The sequence below is a fragment of the Pseudomonas sp. KH_046_2 genome (genome assembly GCF_057838985.1).
On record NZ_CM174480.1, the window covers coordinates 6191706 to 6209104 of the forward strand.

At 59.4% G+C, this 17399-nt stretch carries 16 protein-coding genes; 11 read left to right on the forward strand and 5 right to left on the reverse strand.

The window, feature by feature from the left end; translation table 11 throughout:
- Positions 1 to 132 precede the first annotated feature (132 nt).
- On the reverse strand, positions 133 to 3003 hold the full coding sequence (locus tag AC3IX1_RS28320) for an EAL domain-containing protein (protein ID WP_489386598.1): 2871 nt from the start codon (positions 3001 to 3003) through the stop codon (positions 133 to 135).
- A gap of 256 nt (positions 3004 to 3259) precedes the next feature.
- On the opposite strand from AC3IX1_RS28320, the gene uvrD reads away from it, so the two are divergent.
- The 4 genes from uvrD to AC3IX1_RS28340 all read left to right on the forward strand — a co-directional run bounded on the left by uvrD (position 3260) and on the right by AC3IX1_RS28340 (position 7624).
- Complete coding sequence (gene uvrD, locus AC3IX1_RS28325; protein ID WP_489386599.1) at positions 3260 to 5443, forward strand: DNA helicase II; 2184 nt, start codon at positions 3260 to 3262, stop codon at positions 5441 to 5443.
- 135 nt (positions 5444 to 5578) lie between these two features.
- Entirely contained in the window at positions 5579 to 6019 is a 441-nt protein-coding gene (locus AC3IX1_RS28330; protein ID WP_489386600.1) for an EamA family transporter, read from the forward strand.
- Between the two features lie 179 nt (positions 6020 to 6198).
- Positions 6199 to 7077, forward strand: coding sequence for a Tim44 domain-containing protein (locus AC3IX1_RS28335; protein ID WP_489317725.1), 879 nt, complete (start codon positions 6199 to 6201; stop codon positions 7075 to 7077).
- Between the two features lie 139 nt (positions 7078 to 7216).
- Complete coding sequence (locus AC3IX1_RS28340) at positions 7217 to 7624, forward strand: SMI1/KNR4 family protein (RefSeq protein ID WP_003187120.1); 408 nt, start codon at positions 7217 to 7219, stop codon at positions 7622 to 7624.
- A 22-nt stretch (positions 7625 to 7646) separates the two neighbouring features.
- On the opposite strand, the gene AC3IX1_RS28345 is transcribed toward AC3IX1_RS28340, so the two are convergent.
- Positions 7647 to 9410, reverse strand: coding sequence for a cation:proton antiporter (locus AC3IX1_RS28345; RefSeq protein ID WP_489386601.1), 1764 nt, complete (start codon positions 9408 to 9410; stop codon positions 7647 to 7649).
- 286 nt (positions 9411 to 9696) lie between these two features.
- Here AC3IX1_RS28345 and AC3IX1_RS28350 point away from each other — a divergent pair, with 286 nt between their 5' ends.
- Positions 9697 to 10179: an acyl-CoA thioesterase gene (locus AC3IX1_RS28350; RefSeq protein ID WP_046038855.1), complete on the forward strand. Its 483-nt coding sequence runs from the start codon at positions 9697 to 9699 to the stop codon at positions 10177 to 10179.
- Positions 10180 to 10308: 129 nt separating this feature from the next.
- On the opposite strand, the gene pdxY is transcribed toward AC3IX1_RS28350, so the two are convergent.
- Positions 10309 to 11181 carry a pyridoxal kinase PdxY gene (gene pdxY / locus AC3IX1_RS28355; RefSeq protein ID WP_489386602.1) on the reverse strand — a complete coding sequence of 291 codons (873 nt, stop codon included), beginning with the start codon at positions 11179 to 11181 and terminating at the stop codon, positions 10309 to 10311.
- 119 nt (positions 11182 to 11300) lie between these two features.
- Between pdxY and AC3IX1_RS28360 the strand changes: the two genes are divergently transcribed.
- Positions 11301 to 11714: a DUF3301 domain-containing protein gene (locus AC3IX1_RS28360; RefSeq protein WP_489386603.1), complete on the forward strand. Its 414-nt coding sequence runs from the start codon at positions 11301 to 11303 to the stop codon at positions 11712 to 11714.
- A gap of 4 nt (positions 11715 to 11718) precedes the next feature.
- On the opposite strand, the gene AC3IX1_RS28365 is transcribed toward AC3IX1_RS28360, so the two are convergent.
- Entirely contained in the window at positions 11719 to 12690 is a 972-nt protein-coding gene (locus AC3IX1_RS28365) for a CobW family GTP-binding protein (protein WP_489386604.1), read from the reverse strand.
- A gap of 27 nt (positions 12691 to 12717) precedes the next feature.
- Between AC3IX1_RS28365 and AC3IX1_RS28370 the strand changes: the two genes are divergently transcribed.
- A complete protein-coding gene (locus AC3IX1_RS28370; RefSeq protein WP_223465188.1) occupies positions 12718 to 13074 on the forward strand; it encodes an NADH:ubiquinone oxidoreductase in 357 nt (118 codons plus the stop codon).
- A gap of 15 nt (positions 13075 to 13089) precedes the next feature.
- On the opposite strand, the gene zigA is transcribed toward AC3IX1_RS28370, so the two are convergent.
- Positions 13090 to 14295 carry a zinc metallochaperone GTPase ZigA gene (gene zigA / locus AC3IX1_RS28375; RefSeq protein ID WP_489386605.1) on the reverse strand — a complete coding sequence of 402 codons (1206 nt, stop codon included), beginning with the start codon at positions 14293 to 14295 and terminating at the stop codon, positions 13090 to 13092.
- Positions 14296 to 14437: 142 nt separating this feature from the next.
- Here zigA and AC3IX1_RS28380 point away from each other — a divergent pair, with 142 nt between their 5' ends.
- The 4 genes from AC3IX1_RS28380 (at position 14438) to AC3IX1_RS28395 (ending at position 17388) form a co-directional block, all read left to right on the forward strand.
- Positions 14438 to 14815, forward strand: a complete 378-nt coding sequence (locus tag AC3IX1_RS28380; RefSeq protein WP_489386606.1) for a glutamine synthetase — start codon at positions 14438 to 14440, stop codon at positions 14813 to 14815.
- Between the two features lie 145 nt (positions 14816 to 14960).
- Positions 14961 to 15857: a GTP cyclohydrolase FolE2 gene (gene folE2, locus AC3IX1_RS28385; RefSeq protein ID WP_489386607.1), complete on the forward strand. Its 897-nt coding sequence runs from the start codon at positions 14961 to 14963 to the stop codon at positions 15855 to 15857.
- Complete coding sequence (locus AC3IX1_RS28390; RefSeq protein ID WP_489386608.1) at positions 15854 to 16522, forward strand: metal ABC transporter ATP-binding protein; 669 nt, start codon at positions 15854 to 15856, stop codon at positions 16520 to 16522. The genes folE2 and AC3IX1_RS28390 overlap by 4 nt, the downstream gene beginning before the upstream one ends.
- Entirely contained in the window at positions 16522 to 17388 is an 867-nt protein-coding gene (locus AC3IX1_RS28395; RefSeq protein ID WP_489386609.1) for a metal ABC transporter permease, read from the forward strand. Before AC3IX1_RS28390 ends, AC3IX1_RS28395 begins: the two co-directional genes overlap by 1 nt.
- The last annotated feature ends 11 nt before the right edge of the window (positions 17389 to 17399 follow it).

Genomic DNA, 17399 nt, shown 5'->3' on the forward strand with positions numbered 1-17399 from the left:
GGCTTTTTGCCTGCTCAATGCGTTACCGAATCCCTCGATTTCAGGTGCCCGCGCTTCATGTAGCACCCATGGCGCCTGTCCTGGTGCGCTGGGTGCGCGTTTTAACGGACAAAAGCGCCTTGCGTATCCTCGTCAGCTTGCGGCTTGCGCGTGCAGCAAACCTGCCAACGTCTGGGCCTCGACCGGGCGGCTGATCAAATAGCCCTGTACTTCATCGCAGCGCTCGGCTTTCAGGAACTCAAGCTGTTCTTCCCGCTCCACCCCTTCCGCCACGACCTTCAGCTTCAGGCCGTGAGCCATGGCAATGATTGCCCGGGTAATCGCCGCGTCTTCGCTGCCCTCCCCCAGGCCACGGATAAACGCCTGATCAATTTTCACGTAATCCACCGGGATCCGCTTGAGGTAGCTCAGGGATGAGTAACCGGTGCCAAAATCATCAATGGCCAGTTTCACCCCGAGATCACGCAACTGCTGGAACGTTGCGATGATATGTTCGACGCTGTCCAGCAACTGGCTTTCGGTGAGTTCCAGCTCCAGCAGTTGCGGTGCCAGCCCGGTTTCCTCCAGCACCTGACGCACCAGACTGACCAGCTTGCCCTGGCGCAATTGATGCACCGACAGATTGACCGACACCCGAATCGCTTCAAGCCCCTGCCGTTGCCACTCACAGGCTTGCCAGCAGGCCTGACGCAGCACGAACTCACCGATCGGGCCGATCAATCCGGTTTCTTCAGCCAGACCGATGAAATCCCCCGGCGGCACGCGGCCCATGGTCGGATGATCCCAACGCACCAAGGCTTCGGCGGCATTCAACCGGCCAGTGGCCAGGCATAGTTTCGGTTGGTAAAACACCTTCAGCTGTTTGTCTTCGATGGCTTTGCGCAGGTGGTTTTCCAGTTGTAAACGCTCCAGCGTGCTGGCTTGCAAGCTGTCGGTGTAAAACTGGAAATTGTCGCCACCCAGGTGTTTGGCGTGCTGCATCGCCATGTTCGACTGACTGACCAATGCCGATATTTCCCGCGCGCTGTCCGGCAACAGGCTGATGCCCATCGACGCGCTGACCACCAGCTCATGCCCGTCAATGGTCACCGGCAGGCGCAACTTGTTCGCCAGACGAGTCGCCACCCGGGCCAGGCTCGAAAGGTTGCCGTAGGAATTGAACAGCACGGCAAACTCATCACCGGAAAGGCGCGCGATGGTGTCTGCTTCAGGCAATGCATTCACCAGTCGCCGGGCCATTTTCTGCAACAACTGGTCGGCGACTTCATGCCCCAGGCTGTCGTTGAGTTGCTTGAACCGATCGAGATTGATGTGCAGCAACGCCAGGCTGCGATAACCGCCCTGTCGCACGCGTTGATGAGCCTCGCTGAGTCGTTCGCGGAACATCGCGCGGTTGGCCAGACCGGTAAGTTCGTCGTAATGGGTCAGATAGCGCATGCGCTCTTCGGATTCTCGGCGGGCTGAGAGATCAGCGAAGAAGCCCACAATATGGCTTACATTTCCCCGAGTATCGCGTACAGCATTCAGTTGCAGCCATTGCGGATACATCTCGCCGTTCTTGCGGGTCTCCACCAATTCGCCCTGCCAGCTGCCTTCCTGCTCCAGCGCCTGGTGTATTGAGGCGTAATGCCGACGCGCATCACGACTGCATGGCAGCTCAACGACATTGCGTCCGATCATGTCGCCGATGTCATAGCCGGTCACCCGGCTGAAGGCTTGATTGATCGCGATCAGGACGTAATTCGGATCGAAAATCACGATCCCTTCGCTGGCCGCCTCGAACACGGTCGCCGCCAGTTGCCGCTGCTCCTCCAGGCCTTTGCTGGCACTGATGTCGCGGCGAGTGCCGACCATGCGAATCACCCGGCCGTTGTCGGCACGCTCGACTGCCCGCCCGCGGTCCTCGATCCAGACCCAGTGGCCGTCGCCATGCCGCACGCGATACTCGATTTGATAATCCTCAGTGCGCCCCTTCAAATGCTCGACCAGCGCCCTTTTCAGCGCAGGAAGATCCTCAGGATGAAGGCGCGGCTTGAGGTGGCGCAGTAATGCCGTGACCTGCTCCGGTTCCAGACCGAACAATTCCTGAATCTGCGTGTGATGGACTTCGTCGGATTGCAGATTCCAGTCCCACAACCCCAACTCGCTGGCCTTCAATGCCAACGCCAGACGCGCCTCACTCTTGCTCAGCGCCTGGTTGGCGGCGTCCAGTTCCAGGCTGCGCTGAGCGACACGGTTTTCCAGGTCGACCTGGATCTCTCGCAACTCGTCCTCGGCACGTCGGCGCTGCTCTATCTCCTTGGCCAGCTTCTGATTGAGCTGATCACTGCAGCTTTGCGCTTGCTGTAGATGTTCGATCAGTGCCTGGTTCTGAAAGCGTCGCATCAAGCCCCGATCGATCAATCGATTGACTTGCCAGGCGACCACGCTCAACGCACCGAGCAGGATCAGCCCGAACCAGCCCCAACCTTGCTGCTGTTCGTCAGCCCCCCAAAACATATAGGCGATGGCCGGCAACAGGCAGGGCAAGGTAAATGACAGAAAGGCCGGCAAACTGACCGCATAAGCCACACTGGCCGAGAGCGCTGCGGCACCGATGAGGCCGAAGACCCAGGCTTGCTGAATGAAGTTATCGGCGGGAACCAGGGCGATGCCGGCACCGGCCAGTGTCAGACCGGTGAGACCGGAGCCCAGCAAGAACATCCGTCGCCAAATGGGATGGGCCTGACGATTGGGAATGGCCGAATCGAAGGCTGCGACCTGAATCACTCGCAATGCCACCAAAGACAACAACCACACCAGCCAGACACTGACCAGAAAATAGCGCTGCGGGCTCCAGAGTAACCCGGCACAGACCAGGCCATTGATCAGCATGAACAAGGTGGGCAATAGCGAGCCTTGATACAACAGGCGCGTGCGTTCGACCGCCATTTCCATGGCGTACTGTTTTCGGATCACCCGGGGTTCCACAGTGGGGCCCGACAGGTCGAAGCTGAGGGTCATAGGCGATGTTCTTGTTCTTATAATGATGAGCATGTGCCCGAAACTGCTCGGAGCATACACAAGCAATTGCCCGGACCAAACTGCTGCTGATCAATAAATCGCCAAATTTTTTGGCCGCCGACACCACTGAAAATGCTGAAGGCACGCCCCGCCAACGCCTGCAGCCGATGACTGACCGGTCGTCCTTCGCATAACTTTCATCGGTTAAAGCAAAGCGGGGTTTGCCCGGTGTGGCGCGGCCCCCTAGAATGCCCCGATGCGCGATGATCTCTCCCTTCTGCTGAACTCCCTCAACGATGCCCAACGCCAGGCCGTAGCGGCCCCCGTGGGTCGTCAGTTGGTCCTGGCCGGTGCTGGTTCCGGTAAAACCCGAGTGCTGGTGCACCGTATCGCCTGGTTGATCCAGGTCGAAAACGCCTCGCCCCACTCCATCCTGTCGGTGACCTTCACCAATAAGGCCGCTGCCGAGATGCGCCAACGCATCGAGCAGCTGATGGGTATCAACCCGGCCGGCATGTGGGTCGGCACCTTCCACGGCCTGGCGCACCGCCTCCTGCGGGCGCACTGGCAGGAAGCGGGCCTAAGTCAGACCTTCCAGATTCTCGACAGCGATGACCAGCAGCGTCTGGTCAAGCGGGTGATCCGCGAGCTCGGCCTGGACGAACAGCGCTGGCCGGCCCGTCAGGCCCAGTGGTTTATCAACGGGCAGAAAGACGAAGGCCTGCGCCCGCAGCACATCCAGGCCAGTGGTGACTTGTTCCTGGCCACCATGCGCGGTATTTATGAAGCCTACGAGGCCGCCTGCCTGCGTGCGGGCGTCATCGACTTCTCCGAATTGCTGCTGCGCGCCCTCGATCTGTGGCGCGATCACCCTGGCCTGCTCGCTCACTATCAAAAGCGCTTCCGGCACATCCTGGTGGACGAGTTCCAGGACACCAACGCCGTGCAATACGCCTGGTTGCGCCTGCTGGCCAAGGGTGGCGACAGCCTGATGGTCGTAGGCGACGATGACCAGTCGATCTACGGCTGGCGCGGCGCGAAAATCGAGAACATCTACCAGTATTCCGAAGACTTCCCGGACGCCGAAACCATTCGCCTGGAGCAAAACTATCGCTCCACCGCCGGCATCCTGAAGGCTGCCAACGCCTTGATCGCCAATAACACCGGGCGCCTGGGCAAAGAGCTGTGGACAGACGGCGGCGACGGCGAAGCGATCAACCTGTACGCCGCCTTCAACGAGCACGACGAAGCACGCTACGTTGTCGAAACCATCGAAAGCGCGCTGAAAACCGGCTTGTCTCGCAGCGATATCGCGATTCTGTACCGTTCCAACGCCCAATCACGGGTTCTGGAAGAAGCCTTGCTGCGCGAGCGCATTCCCTACCGTATCTATGGCGGTCAGCGTTTCTTCGAACGCGCCGAAATCAAGAACGCCATGGCCTACATGCGCTTGCTCGAGGGCCGCGGTAACGATGCTGCGCTGGAACGGGTGATCAACGTGCCGGCCCGTGGCATTGGCGAGAAAACCGTCGAAGCGATCCGCGACCATGCTCGCCACAGCGATGTGTCGATGTGGGAAGCGATGCGCCAACTGGTGGCCAACAAAGGCCTGACCGGTCGTGCGGCCGGCGCCCTTGGCGCGTTTATCGAGCTGATCGAGAACCTCGCCGCCAAGTGCATGGAAATGCCACTGCACCTGATGACCCAGACCGTCATCGAGCAGTCAGGGCTGATCGCCTATCACGAAGCGGAAAAAGGCGAGAAAGGCCAGGCCCGGGTAGAAAACCTTGAGGAACTGGTCAGCGCCGCGCGCAACTTCGAAAACAGCGAAGAAGACGAAGAGCTGACGCCATTGGCAGCGTTCCTCGGTCACGCATCGCTGGAGGCCGGCGATACCCAGGCCGACGAGCACGAAGACAGCATTCAACTGATGACCCTGCACAGCGCCAAGGGCCTGGAATTCCCTTACGTGTTCCTTGTGGGCATGGAAGAAGGTCTGTTCCCGCACAAGATGAGCCTGGAAGAACCCGGCCGCCTTGAGGAAGAGCGTCGCCTGGCCTACGTCGGCATTACCCGGGCCATGCAGAACCTGGTGATGACCTTTGCCGAAACCCGACGCCTTTATGGCAGCGAAACCTACAACAAGGTGTCGCGCTTCGTACGCGAGGTTCCGAAAGGCCTGATTCAGGAAGTGCGGTTGTCCAACAGCGTCAGCCGTCCGTTTGGTGGCAACCAGTCGATGAGTGGTAGCAACCTGTTCAGCGGCAGCGAGATTCCACAGACCGGTTTCAGCCTTGGCCAGACCGTACGCCACTCCATCTTCGGTGACGGCGTGATCCTCAACTTCGAAGGCGCCGGGGCCCAGGCCCGGGTGCAGGTGAACTTCAGCGAAGGCAGCAAGTGGCTGATGCTGGGGTATGCCAAACTGGAAGCTATTTAAGGTCACACTGACTGTTTTTCTGTGGGAGCGAGCCTGCTCGCGAAGAACGATGACGCGGTGTTTCAGAGACACCCTGAAATTCCCATTCGCGAGCAGGCTCGCTCCCACAGTTGACCTGACTAAAGGTGCTGAAAAATGGGCTCAGGCTTTTTTTCCTCCTGGACATTCTGGGCCCTGTTATCGGCGGCATTCGCAGCAATGACCGCCATTTTCGCGAAAGTCGGCATCGAAAACGTCAACTCCGACTTCGCCACCCTGCTACGTACGATAGTGGTATTGGTCAGCCTGGCCTTGATTTTGTACGCCACGGGCCAATATCAGTCATTGGGATCGATCTCTGCGAAGAGCTACCTGTTCCTGCTGTTGTCGGGCCTTGCCACCGGTGCATCGTGGATCTGCTATTTCCGCGCACTCAAGGTCGGTCCGGCGTCACTGGTTGCCCCAGTGGACAAACTCAGCGTGGTGCTGGTGGCTGTCCTTGGCGTTGTCCTGCTGGGTGAAAAACTCGACCTGCGCCAATGGGGCGGAATCGGCCTGATCACGGCCGGGGTTGTCTTGCTTGCCCTGCGACGCTAGGCAAGCGTCCTACAAGCCCTGTCCACTCATCTGACAGATCAAAGTCAAAAGGCCTTATTGCACTGACTGGAGCTGAACACGACCTGTCAGGCAAAAGCCCGAAACACTCTGCCGCTAGCCAGTAACACTTCACCTGTGCAACATGGCGCGCGTGCCTTCCACAAATGGGAATTCCCTTTATGAAACGTTTTCTTAGCATCGCCATGGCGTTGTGCATCGGCCTGACGATGAGTCTCGACGTCAATGCCGCCAAGCGCTTCGGTGGTGGCAAAAGCGCAGGCGCTGCGCCGACTCACCAGACCAGCCAGATGGCTCCTTCTTCTCCAGGCATGGGCGGCGCTGCGGCGACCGCTGGTGCTGCCGGTGCCGCTGGCGCTGCTGCCAAGGCCGGTGGCGCTTCGCGCTGGCTCGGCCCTCTGGCCGGTATCGCGGCCGGTGGCCTGCTGGCCTCCATGTTCATGGGTGACGGCTTCCAGGGCATGCAGATCTTCGACATCCTGATCATGGCCGTCATTGCGTTCCTGGTCTTCCGCTTTATCGCCGCCCGTCGTCGCAAGCAGCAGGAGCAGTACGCTCCGGCCGGCCACGCGCCGATGCAACGTGAAGCGTTCGAACAAAAGCCTGCCGGCGGTTCGATCTTCGGTGGTTCGCCAGCGCCTGTTGCCGCTCGCCCAGTGATCAACGCGCCAGCCTGGTTCAACGAAGGAAACTTCGTCGAAGCGGCACGCAATCACTTCCAGTCCCTGCAGCAGCACTGGGACGCCAACGAAATGGACAAGATCGCCGAGTTCGTGACCCCGCAAATGCTGGAGTTCCTCAAGCGTGAGCGTGCTGACCTGGGCGACGGTTTCCAGTCCACCTACATCGATAACCTCAATGTACAGCTGGACGGTGTGGACGACCGCGCCGACAAGACCATCGCCACCCTGACCTTCACTGGCGTGTCGAAAACCTCGCGTTTCGACCAGGGCGAAGTCTTCAGCGAAAGCTGGAACATGGAACGTGCACAGGGCGAAAACCAGCCTTGGCTGGTAGCCGGTATCCGCCAGAACGGCTGATCCTCCCCCGGCGCTTCACTTGCTGCAAACAAAACCCCGGCTCAGGCCGGGGTTTTCTATTTCGCGGTTGCATCTATAGCAAGCTACTGTATAAACCGCCCCATATAAACCGCGCCATACAAGCAAGAGGATCCCGGACGTGGAAGAAATCATCGAACAACTGCGTGAAGCCAACGAACCGGTACCGGTCCCCTTGGAATTGCCCGACGAAGACCTGCTGGTCGAAATCGAGGAACAACTGTTCATCGACATTCCGTTCGTCTTCAGAGAGTTTCTGCTGACTGTCAGTGACGTGGTCTACGGCAGCCTGGAACCGGTCACCGTGACCGACCCGCAATCCCACACCTACCTGCCCGACGTTGCCGCCAACGCCTGGGACGCCGGCGTCGATCGCAGCCTGATCCCGATCTGCCAGGACGGTGATGACTACTATTGCGTCGAAGAAGACGGCACCGTGGTGCTTTGGCAGGCCGAAGAAGAGCTGATCGCCGAAGAAACCTGGGAGTCGGTGTGGCACTGGGCGCGGGACGTCTGGCTGGAAAGCTGATCCAGTAAACGCCACTGGGTGGTCAGTGCCCGGACGACTCCTTGTGATTGTCGAGGGTTTCCAGCAACGCCACCTGCATCCGCGTATGCACACGAATGAACCAGCGCCACAACAGCGCCGCCACGGCGGCTGCGACCACGGCGATCAGCACCAGCAACTTGTTGGTCGGCAGAATACTGGCCGACAAGGCTGCCAACAGCAAAAAGATCACCAGCAGCGACAGGATCGGGATCACTTCGGCGATCACCCGGCGCACTCGCTGCGTGTGGCGCCCGGCCATCTCCGGCTTCACGCCCATTTCCGCCAGCAACATCGACAATGCCTTTAGCTTGCGGTACGCCGCAATCAAAAAAGGCAGCGATAACAGCAGCGCCCCACCCCAGATCAACGCCTTTTGCCAGCTCGGATCGCTGATCCAGCCTTGCAGGTAAGCCGACATGCGCTCGGCGAAGTACGCCCCCGAGAAGAAGATCGCGATCACGAGCGCCAGATTGACGCCCACCTGCAGCAAGATCCTGCGAATCATGGATGCCAGTAACGCGCCCTCACCCTGAGGCTGGATGCTGCGCAGCCATTCGCCGTACATCCCCAACACCCGCCCCAGGCGTTCTGGCATGGCGCCGGCGAGCTTGATCGACAATGGATCGGCCGCGCGGATCAGATACGGCGTCAGCAGGGTCGTGATCACCGAAACCGCCACAGCCACGGGGTATAAAAAGTTACTGGTGACCTGCAAGGTCATGCCCAGTGCCGCGATGATGAAAGAGAATTCGCCAATCTGTGAAAGACCCATCCCGACTCGCAGCGAGGTACGTCCGTCATTGCCGGCGATAAATGCACCAAGGCCGCAGGACAACATCTTGCCGAGCACCACGGCTACGGTGATTACGGCGATTGGCCAGGCGTACTGAAGCAGAATCGCCGGATCAAGCATCAGCCCGATTGCCACGAAGAAAATCGCACTGAAAAGATCGCGAACCGGTTCAATCAATCGTTCGATTTTCAGCAGTTGCCGGGACTCAGCCATGATCGCTCCGATCAGGAATGCCCCGAGGACCATGCTGTATTCAAGCTTGACCACCAGCAGGCAGAAACCGAAACACAGGCCCAGCACGGTGATCAGCAGCATTTCGTTGCTTTCGAATCTGGCGACGTAGGCCAGCAGCCGCGGCACCATCAGGATGCCAATGACCAACGCGACGATCATGAACAGCGACAGTTTGCCGACCGTGGAAAACACTTCGCCGGAGCTGACCGTACCGCTGACCGCGATGCTGGACAGTAGCGCGATGATGCCGATGCCCAGAATGTCTTCGACGATCAGCACTCCGAATATCAATTGGGCAAATCGCTCGTTCTTCAACTTCAGATCATTGAGCGCCTTGACGATGATGGTGGTCGAGGAAATCGCCAGGATCGCGCCGAGGAACAGTGAATCCATGGTGTTCCAGTCGAACCAGCGACCAATCTCGTAGCCGATCCAGATCATCAGCACGATTTCCAGGAAGGCCGCGATGAATGCCGTGGCACCGACCTTGAACAACTTGCGCAGGCTGAATTCCAGGCCCAGGCAGAACATCAGGAATATCACCCCGAGTTCGGCCAGGGTCTTGATCGTGTCTTCGTCGTGGATCAGGCCGAATGGCGGGGTGTGCGGGCCAATGATGAAACCGGCGACGATGTATCCCAGCACCACCGGTTGCTTCAGACGATGGAAGACCACGGTGACCACACCTGCGATCAACATGATCACTGCCAGATCCTGAATGAAACTGATGGCATGCATGGCGTGAGACTCCCTGGATGGCGTTGCTCGATCCCCAGACGCAGGAAAAGCCTGATCGAGCAGGACAAAAATCGGAATTGCACGTAAGAAATGCCCTTGAGGCAGGGCTTTTTGCAGGGTAACACCGCGACTTCTGGCAGAAAGGCGGTGCAATATATGGAAACAGATCGATCCGGCGTGACGGCGACCCTGCACCCGGCGTCCCGATAACTGTTGGTTTGAAAAAACCGCCGAGGCACCCGCAGAGGTGTATCCCTCAAACCTGGCCTTGACCCGTGAGAATGCTATGGAACCCGGAAACGCCCAGCTGTCGATGACGGTATTGATGACCCCCGACATGGCCAACTTCTCTGGCAATGTCCACGGCGGCACCCTGCTCAAATACCTCGACGAAGTGGCCTACGCCTGCGCCAGCCGTTATGCCGGCCGCTATGTGGTGACCCTGTCGGTGGATCAGGTCATTTTCCGTGAGCCGATCCATGTCGGCGAACTGGTGACCTTTCTCGCCTCGGTCAACTACACCGGCAACACCTCCATGGAGGTGGGTATCAAAGTGGTGACCGAGAACATCCGCGAACGCTCGGTGCGTCACACCAACAGCTGCTTCTTCACCATGGTTGCGGTGGATGACCAGCGTAAACCTGCCTCCGTACCACCGTTGCAACCGCAGAATAGCGAAGACAAGCGTCGTTACATGCAGGCCCAGCAGCGCCGGCAGATTCGTCAGGAGTCGGAAAAGCGCTATCAGGAGATCAAGGGCGACGTCTGAGTTGTTCAGGCAGGCTGATGGTGTTTTCTAGATAGCCTTCGCGAGCAAGCCCGCTCCCACACTGGATCTATGCAACACCGAAGATCAAATGTGGGAGCGGGCTTGCTCGCGAATGGTTTCAACGCTCAATCAGAGGCTGATCGAGGTCGCCTCGAACCGCACCCGCGGATGGGCAATCCGGTCCTGAGCCCGAACCAGTTCCAACTCGTAGCTGGCACAGGCCTGGGTTTCCAGCAGCACTTCATGCACCGCCGACGCCGCGAACTCGAACGCGGCCACCAGGCTGTCGCCCAACAGCACACGCGCCAGGAACAGGCCGGACGTCAGATCGCCCACGCCCACCGGCTGACGCGGGAACGCCAGCAACGGGCGCTGCAAATGCCAGCTGCCTTCGGCCGTCACCAGCAGCATCTCGAAGACCTCTGGCGATTTGCCTGGGTAGTCCAGATGCTTGACCAGCACCGCTTTCGGGCCGCGCACCAGCAATGCACGCGCCATTGCCAGGCAATCGAACAGCGATTGCGGCTTGCGCCCGGAGAAGCTGTCCAGCTCCAGCTGGTTCGGGCACATGAAGTCCGCCACGGCGGCGGCCTCTTCCAGCAGGAAATCACTGACCTCCGCCGGAACACTGCAGCCCTTCTCCGGATGCCCCATGACCGGGTCACACAGGTACAGAGCCTTGGGATTCATCGACTTGATCCGCGCCACCCCCGTCAGGATCGCCCGGCCCTGGGCCGCACTGCCGAGGTAACCGGAGAGCACCGCATCGCAGTTGCCCAGCTCGCCGATCGCCGCAATGCCTTCGACCAGGTCGGGGATCTGGTGCGGCGCCAGCACTTCACCGGCCCACTGACCGTACTGGGTGTGATTGGAGAACTGCACGGTGTTGAGCGGCCAGACATTCACCCCGACCCGTTGCATCGGGAAAACCGCGGCACTGTTGCCGGCGTGACCGAATACCACGTGGGACTGGATAGCGAGCAAATGCGGTGTACGTTTCATGCGGTGGATTTCCGTAAAACGATTGAAATTCTAGCCGCGCAGTATGCGACTAAACGCAGCCTGTACGACAGACCAGCGACGCAGTTAAGCTGACACTATCTTGTTGGAGCACCCTGTTGATGCTGACCCTTGGAAATATATTCGTGCTGATGCTGTTCGCCACTGCCGGCGCATGGCTATGGCACAACCACGGCTTGCGCGAGCGCGCGCTGGAGCGGGTCAAGCAGCATTGCGGCAAACTCGGGATCGAATTGCTCGACGGCAACGTTGCCCTGAAAAGAATCGCGTTCATCAGGGATGCCAATGGTCGGCGACGCCTGGCCCGTGTGTATAACTTCGAATTCACCGTGACGGGCGAAACCCGCCACAACGGCACCATCACCCAGTTCGGCGCTCACAGCGCACAGATCGAGCTGGCGCCCTACCCGGTCCCGTTCGACGAAACCGAACCAGTGGTCGAAGTGGCAAAACCTCGCGCGGAAGTGATCGAGCTGAGCCAGTGGCGTCAGGACCATACCAAGTGGCGGCCGTGAGCCATTAACCCGATCCGCACCGGCACGCTACCAGCTCACGCTGCAGTCGTTCTGCATTCTGCACCTCACTGAAAATCAGCTCGATACGTGAATCCTGCCGCCATTCACTGGGCCGCCAGTTCAGCACCGAGTTATCCACCGCGTTCGCCGAAACCCACCCTTGGGTACTGTGGATAACCAGCTTCGCCCGCTTCCAGACAAGGTTTTCAAGCCACCGGCCAACCAGAACGGCATCAAATACCTGGCTTGGGTGCCAACGCCAACCGATGCTCCAGCCACCGTCCTGTTCCTGACTCAAGCAAATGGGCAATGCGGGATCGCTCCAGACCGCCGGCAGCTGCGCCAGGCCCTTGGGCAAGACGAAGTTATCCACACCTGCCCGCGCTTTGGCATTCAGCCCCGGCAACTCGCTCAAGGGTAAAGCCGCCTGTTGCGTCCAACACAGGGGGAGCGGCGGCAATTGCCCGGCGATTCGCTGGCGGCTTTCTTCTTCGAGACCTTCAGACTTGTTCAACAGCAGTAGTCCCGCATGGCCCAGCGCTTGCTGCTGAACATCCGGCAGCGGTTTGCCAGCGGCGAGCGCCTGGGCATCCAACACCAGCACACAAGGCTGGACAGCCAACACGCCTTGCCACGGCGCTTCGCTCAATTGCTTGAGCAACTGCGCCGGATGCCCCAGCCCTGAAGGCTCGATGAACAGCCGATCCGGCTGTGCCTTGCGCAACAAACGCCCAAGACCAATCTGAAACGGCGCACCGTTGACGCAACACAAGCAGCCCCCGGCCACTTCCCCCAGTGCGATACCATCGGCGTCCTGGGTCAGTAGCGCAGCGTCGAGACCGATCTGGCCAAACTCGTTGATCAACACTGCCCAGCGCTCACCAGCCGGGCGCTGGGTCAGCAGGTGCTTGATCAGGCTGGTCTTGCCGGCGCCCAACGGGCCGGCAATGACATGAGTGGGGATATTCTGCAGCATGGTTGATGATTTCTGAGGAGGTGGTGGATGCGGTTGATCGGCTTGTCGTTGCTCTTGGCACTCGTTTCAGGCGAGGCGCTGGCCCAGGCTTGCGTGGTTCATAGCCAGGGCCAGCGGCTTGATGTCCAGGTTTGCCAGCAGAACCGCAACATCCCGCCAAAACTCTTCGCCGATGGTTTCTGCCAACCGAACCTGGCGGGGCAGAAAGTCGATGTGCAGTATGTCGATCAATGTCCCGGCGGCGCATTTGGTATCTGCAGCAACGCCCAAGTCGCCAATATGCCCTACCGACAGGATATTCACTATTACGGCGTTGCCACCGACGCGGCGTATCTGCAGCCGTACTGCGAGGCCCAGAGCCAGGGCACCTGGCTCAAGCCTTGAAGCGCCAGTAGTGGATCAGGCGGCCTCTTCGTACCAAGGGCCGAATGGATCAGGCAGCAAACGCCAGCCCTCTAACCCCAGCGCCATTTCCTCATCGGTCAGCAGGCATGCGTTCAGCTCAGCCGTGAGTTGCGTGAAGTCGATGTTCTGGCCGATGAACACCAGTTCCTGGCGACAGTCTCCGCTGTCGGCGGTCCAGTTTTTCATGATCCCGGCGGTACTTTCTTCGTCTTGCGGCCATTGGTTTTTCGGTACGAAACGCCACCAGCGCCCGGCAAAACCATAGCGCATCAAACCACCGGCCTGAGACCAGCTGCCGGCGTCCATGTGCTTGCTCGCCAGCCAGAAAAAGCCCTTGGAGCGCAGCAGCTTGCCGTTGTCCCAAGGACCGTCGATGAAGTTGAAGAAACGCTGTGGATGGAACGGCCGGCGAGCCCGGTAAGCACTGGACGCGATGCCGTATTCTTCGGTTTCCGGCACGTGTTCGCCGCGCAGCTCCTGCAACCATCCCGGTGCCTGGGCAGCTTTTTCGAAGTCAAAACGACCGGTGTTGAGAATCTTGTTCAAGGGAATTTCGCCCATCGCCATCGGAATGATTTCCGCCCGAGCGTTGAGCCGCTCAAGTATGGCGATCAGTTCCTCGCGCTGGTGGCTGCTGATCAAGTCGATCTTGCTGAGCAAAATCACATCGGCGAACTCGACCTGCTCAATCAACAGGTCGGTAATCGAACGTTCGTCTTCCTCCCCAAGGGTTTCTCCTCGGGAAGCCAGGCTTTCGGCAGCCTGGTAATCGAGCAGGAAGTTCATGCCATCGACCACCGTGACCATGGTGTCGAGACGTGCGATGTCGTTGAGGCTCTGGCCGTTTTCATCGCGGAAGGTGAAGGTTTCCGCCACCGGCAGCGGTTCGGAAATTCCGGTGGACTCGATCAGCAGATAGTCGAAGCGACCCTCTCTGGCGAGTTGACTCACCTCCTCCAGCAGGTCTTCACGTAACGTACAGCAAATACACCCGTTACTCATCTCCACCAACCGTTCTTCGGCTCGGTTTAGGCTGACATCGCGCTGGACTTCGGTGCCATCGACGTTGATTTCGCTCATATCGTTGACGATGACTGCAACTCGTAAACCATCGCGATTACGTAGTATGTAATTAAGAAGTGTACTCTTTCCGGCGCCTAGAAAGCCGGAGAGAACGGTCACGGGAAGTCGATTGGACATCTGCATACTCCTCACAGGGATGCCCGGTCGCTGTGTCGGGCTTGCATAATGTTATACTGTAACACCACAAATAAACCATCCCCTCTTGCCCGGCTGGGCAAAGGACAGGATGCTGAACGCCGCTCCCCTTGTGAGAAAGCTCATGCGCAACGCCCTTAAACCTGCATTGATCATGCTTTCCCTGTTGGCGGCGGCCGACGCGATGGCCCAGGTCCCGAGCCTGGCCAAGTGCACCCGCAGCGCCAACCTGCTGGCCTGCGTGGATGCGGATGGCAACGCCTACAGCGTCAACACTGCCGGCAGCACCCTCTATCTGCGGGGTTTCGAAACGGCCGGAAAACGCTATTGGGCACAGACCAACAGCCGCTACGGCCAGCTGACGTTTTTCACCGGTATCGCTTCCGATGGCGAGGCCTGGGTCGGCTACAACAGGCGCGTCGGCTGGACCACGATCAACCGGTTTTCCAGCTCCGGAGGCAGCAGCGCCAAGTTCACCTGCAACCGGATCGCTGGCTGTTAGGCCTCTTTGTTTTTCTGTTGATGGCGTGAAATCAGGCTGAGCATGTGGTGGTTGCGCATGATGAAAGTCCGTTCATGAAAAAGGCATCGTCGATTGTATTGTTATACTATAACATTACAAATCAACTCCCACGATGGACCTGCTCATGAATGCGCTGACTCTGCCGGATATCGCCGCGCAGGCCTCACGCCAAGCCCTGCCACTGGAGTGGGTGGGCATGTGCGGCATTGCTCTTCCTGTTTTGTTTGATGGCCAACGACTGAATGCGAAGGCCGATGCCGGCGTGAGCCTCGACGATGGCAATGCGCGCGGCATTCACATGTCACGGCTCTATCTGGCGCTTGAATTGCTGGAGCAGGAAAACCTTTCACCGGCTTTATTGCGGCGGGTTTTGCAGCGTTTTCTTGAGAGTCATGAAGGGCTATCCAGCAGCGCACACCTAACCATTCATGCCGATTTGTTGCTGAAAAGGCCGGCGCTGATCAGTCCACTGGCTGGCTGGAAAAGCTATCCAGTCACCATCGAAGCGCGTTTGAAAAACGCAATGTTCCACGTGGAACTAAAAATAGACGTGCCTTATTCCTCAACCTGCCCGTGTTCCGCGGCCCTTTCTCGACAGTTGATTCAGCAGCAGTTCGTCAATGATTTCGCCAACAAGCCACTGCAACACGCCGACGTTTTAGCCTGGCTCGGCTCCACGAACGGCATAGTCGCTACACCTCACAGCCAACGCAGCAGTGCAAAGTTGCGCGTACGGCTGGCTGATTTTTTGGACGAGTTGCCTCTGATCGCCGTCATCAATGACGCCGAAGCCGCACTCGGCACCGCCGTTCAAACAGCGGTAAAACGCGCCGACGAACAGGCCTTCGCCCTGGCCAATGGTCAGAACCTGATGTTCTGCGAGGACGCCGCACGCCGTTTGAATCTGGCCCTGAAGCGCTCCACAGGCATCAACGCCTTCCACATTCGTGTCATCCACGCCGAAAGCCTGCACGCCCACGACGCCGTAGCCGAAAGCCGTTTCAACTGGGAGCTCGCATGATTGCTTGCCACGCTTTGCGCTGGGGCGCACCGGGGCAGCCACTCACGCCAGCGCTGGACTTCGAACTATCGAAGGGCAGCCTGACTGCCATCATCGGTGCGAACGGCTCCGGGAAAAGCAGCCTGTTGAAGGTCATCGCCGGCTTGCAAAAACCCTTGGCCGGAAAGGTTCGACTGAGTGTTCCACTCAAGGGCGGTGTGTCGTTCCTGCCCCAGCAACAACACCTGGACAGGCAATTTCCGATCAGCCTTCAGACATTGGTCGCCGCCGGTTTCTGGGGCAACAAACAGTCACCGGAAATCCGTAGCCAACGACTTAAAACCGTCTTCGAAAACTGGTGCCTGAACGGCCTGGAAGATCGACCTTTGATGGCCCTCTCCGGCGGCGAATTGCAACGGGCCCTGCTCGCCCGATTGAGCCTGACCGACGCCCCCTTGATGTTGCTCGACGAACCCCACGCGGCCCTCGATGAACTCGGCCAGGCATTGCTCTGGAAGCACATACACGATTGGCACCTCGAAGGCCGCACACTGGTGGTCGTGTGCCATGACCTCGCCGCTGTCCGCGAGCACATCCCGCACACATTGCTGATCAAACACAGTGGTTGTGTATTCGGCCCGAGCGCCGAACTGATCCGCCAAACATCCCAAGTGCAGGTGGCCTGATGATCGCTGCCGCGCATCTCTGGCAACCGTTCCACGAGTTCGTCTTCATGCGTCGGGCGCTACTCGGTGGTTTGCTCCTGGCGTGCAGTACGGCGCCTCTTGGGGTGTTTCTGATCCTCAGGCGCATGAGCCTGATCGGCGATGCCGTCGCCCACGGCATCCTTCCCGGTGCGGCCCTGGGTTTCTGGTTTGCCGGGTTGAGCCTCCCGGCCTTGACCATCGGCGGCCTCGGCGCCGGCCTGAGCATGGCCGGCCTCGCGGCCTGGATTACGCGGCGCACCGGCCTGCGAGAGGACGCCAGCCTCGCGGCGATCTACCCGATCTCCCTGGCCGGTGGCGTGCTGATTCTCGGCATCGCCGGCAAACGCCTGGACCTGTTGCACCTGTTGTTTGGCTCGGCGCTGGCGGTCGATGGCCCGACCTTGACCGGCATGCTTTGGGTCTCGGGCCTGAGCCTGATTGCCATGGCATTGATCTACAAACCACTGCTGCTCGACACCCTCGACCCGTTTTTTCTGCAAACCGTCAGCCGACTCGGCCCCTTGGCCCACGGCGTGTTCCTGACGCTGGTGGTGTTGAATCTGGTCATTGGTTTCCAGGCGATCGGCGCGTTGATGGTGGTCGGCCTGATGATGCTGCCTGCCGCCGCGGCGCGTTTCTGGAGTCGCCGCCTGCCGGTGCTGATCGTCGTCGCCGCCTTGCTCGGCTGCTTCTCGGTGTGGCTCGGCTTATTGATCTCGTTCTATTACTCGCTGCCCAGTGGCCCGGCAATCGTGCTGGTGGCCGGCGGTGGGTACCTGTTGTCCGTGGTGTTCGGGCCGGTGCACGGCTTGCTGCGCCGCCCGCCTTTGCTCACATCCCAATGAGGTGTTACCCG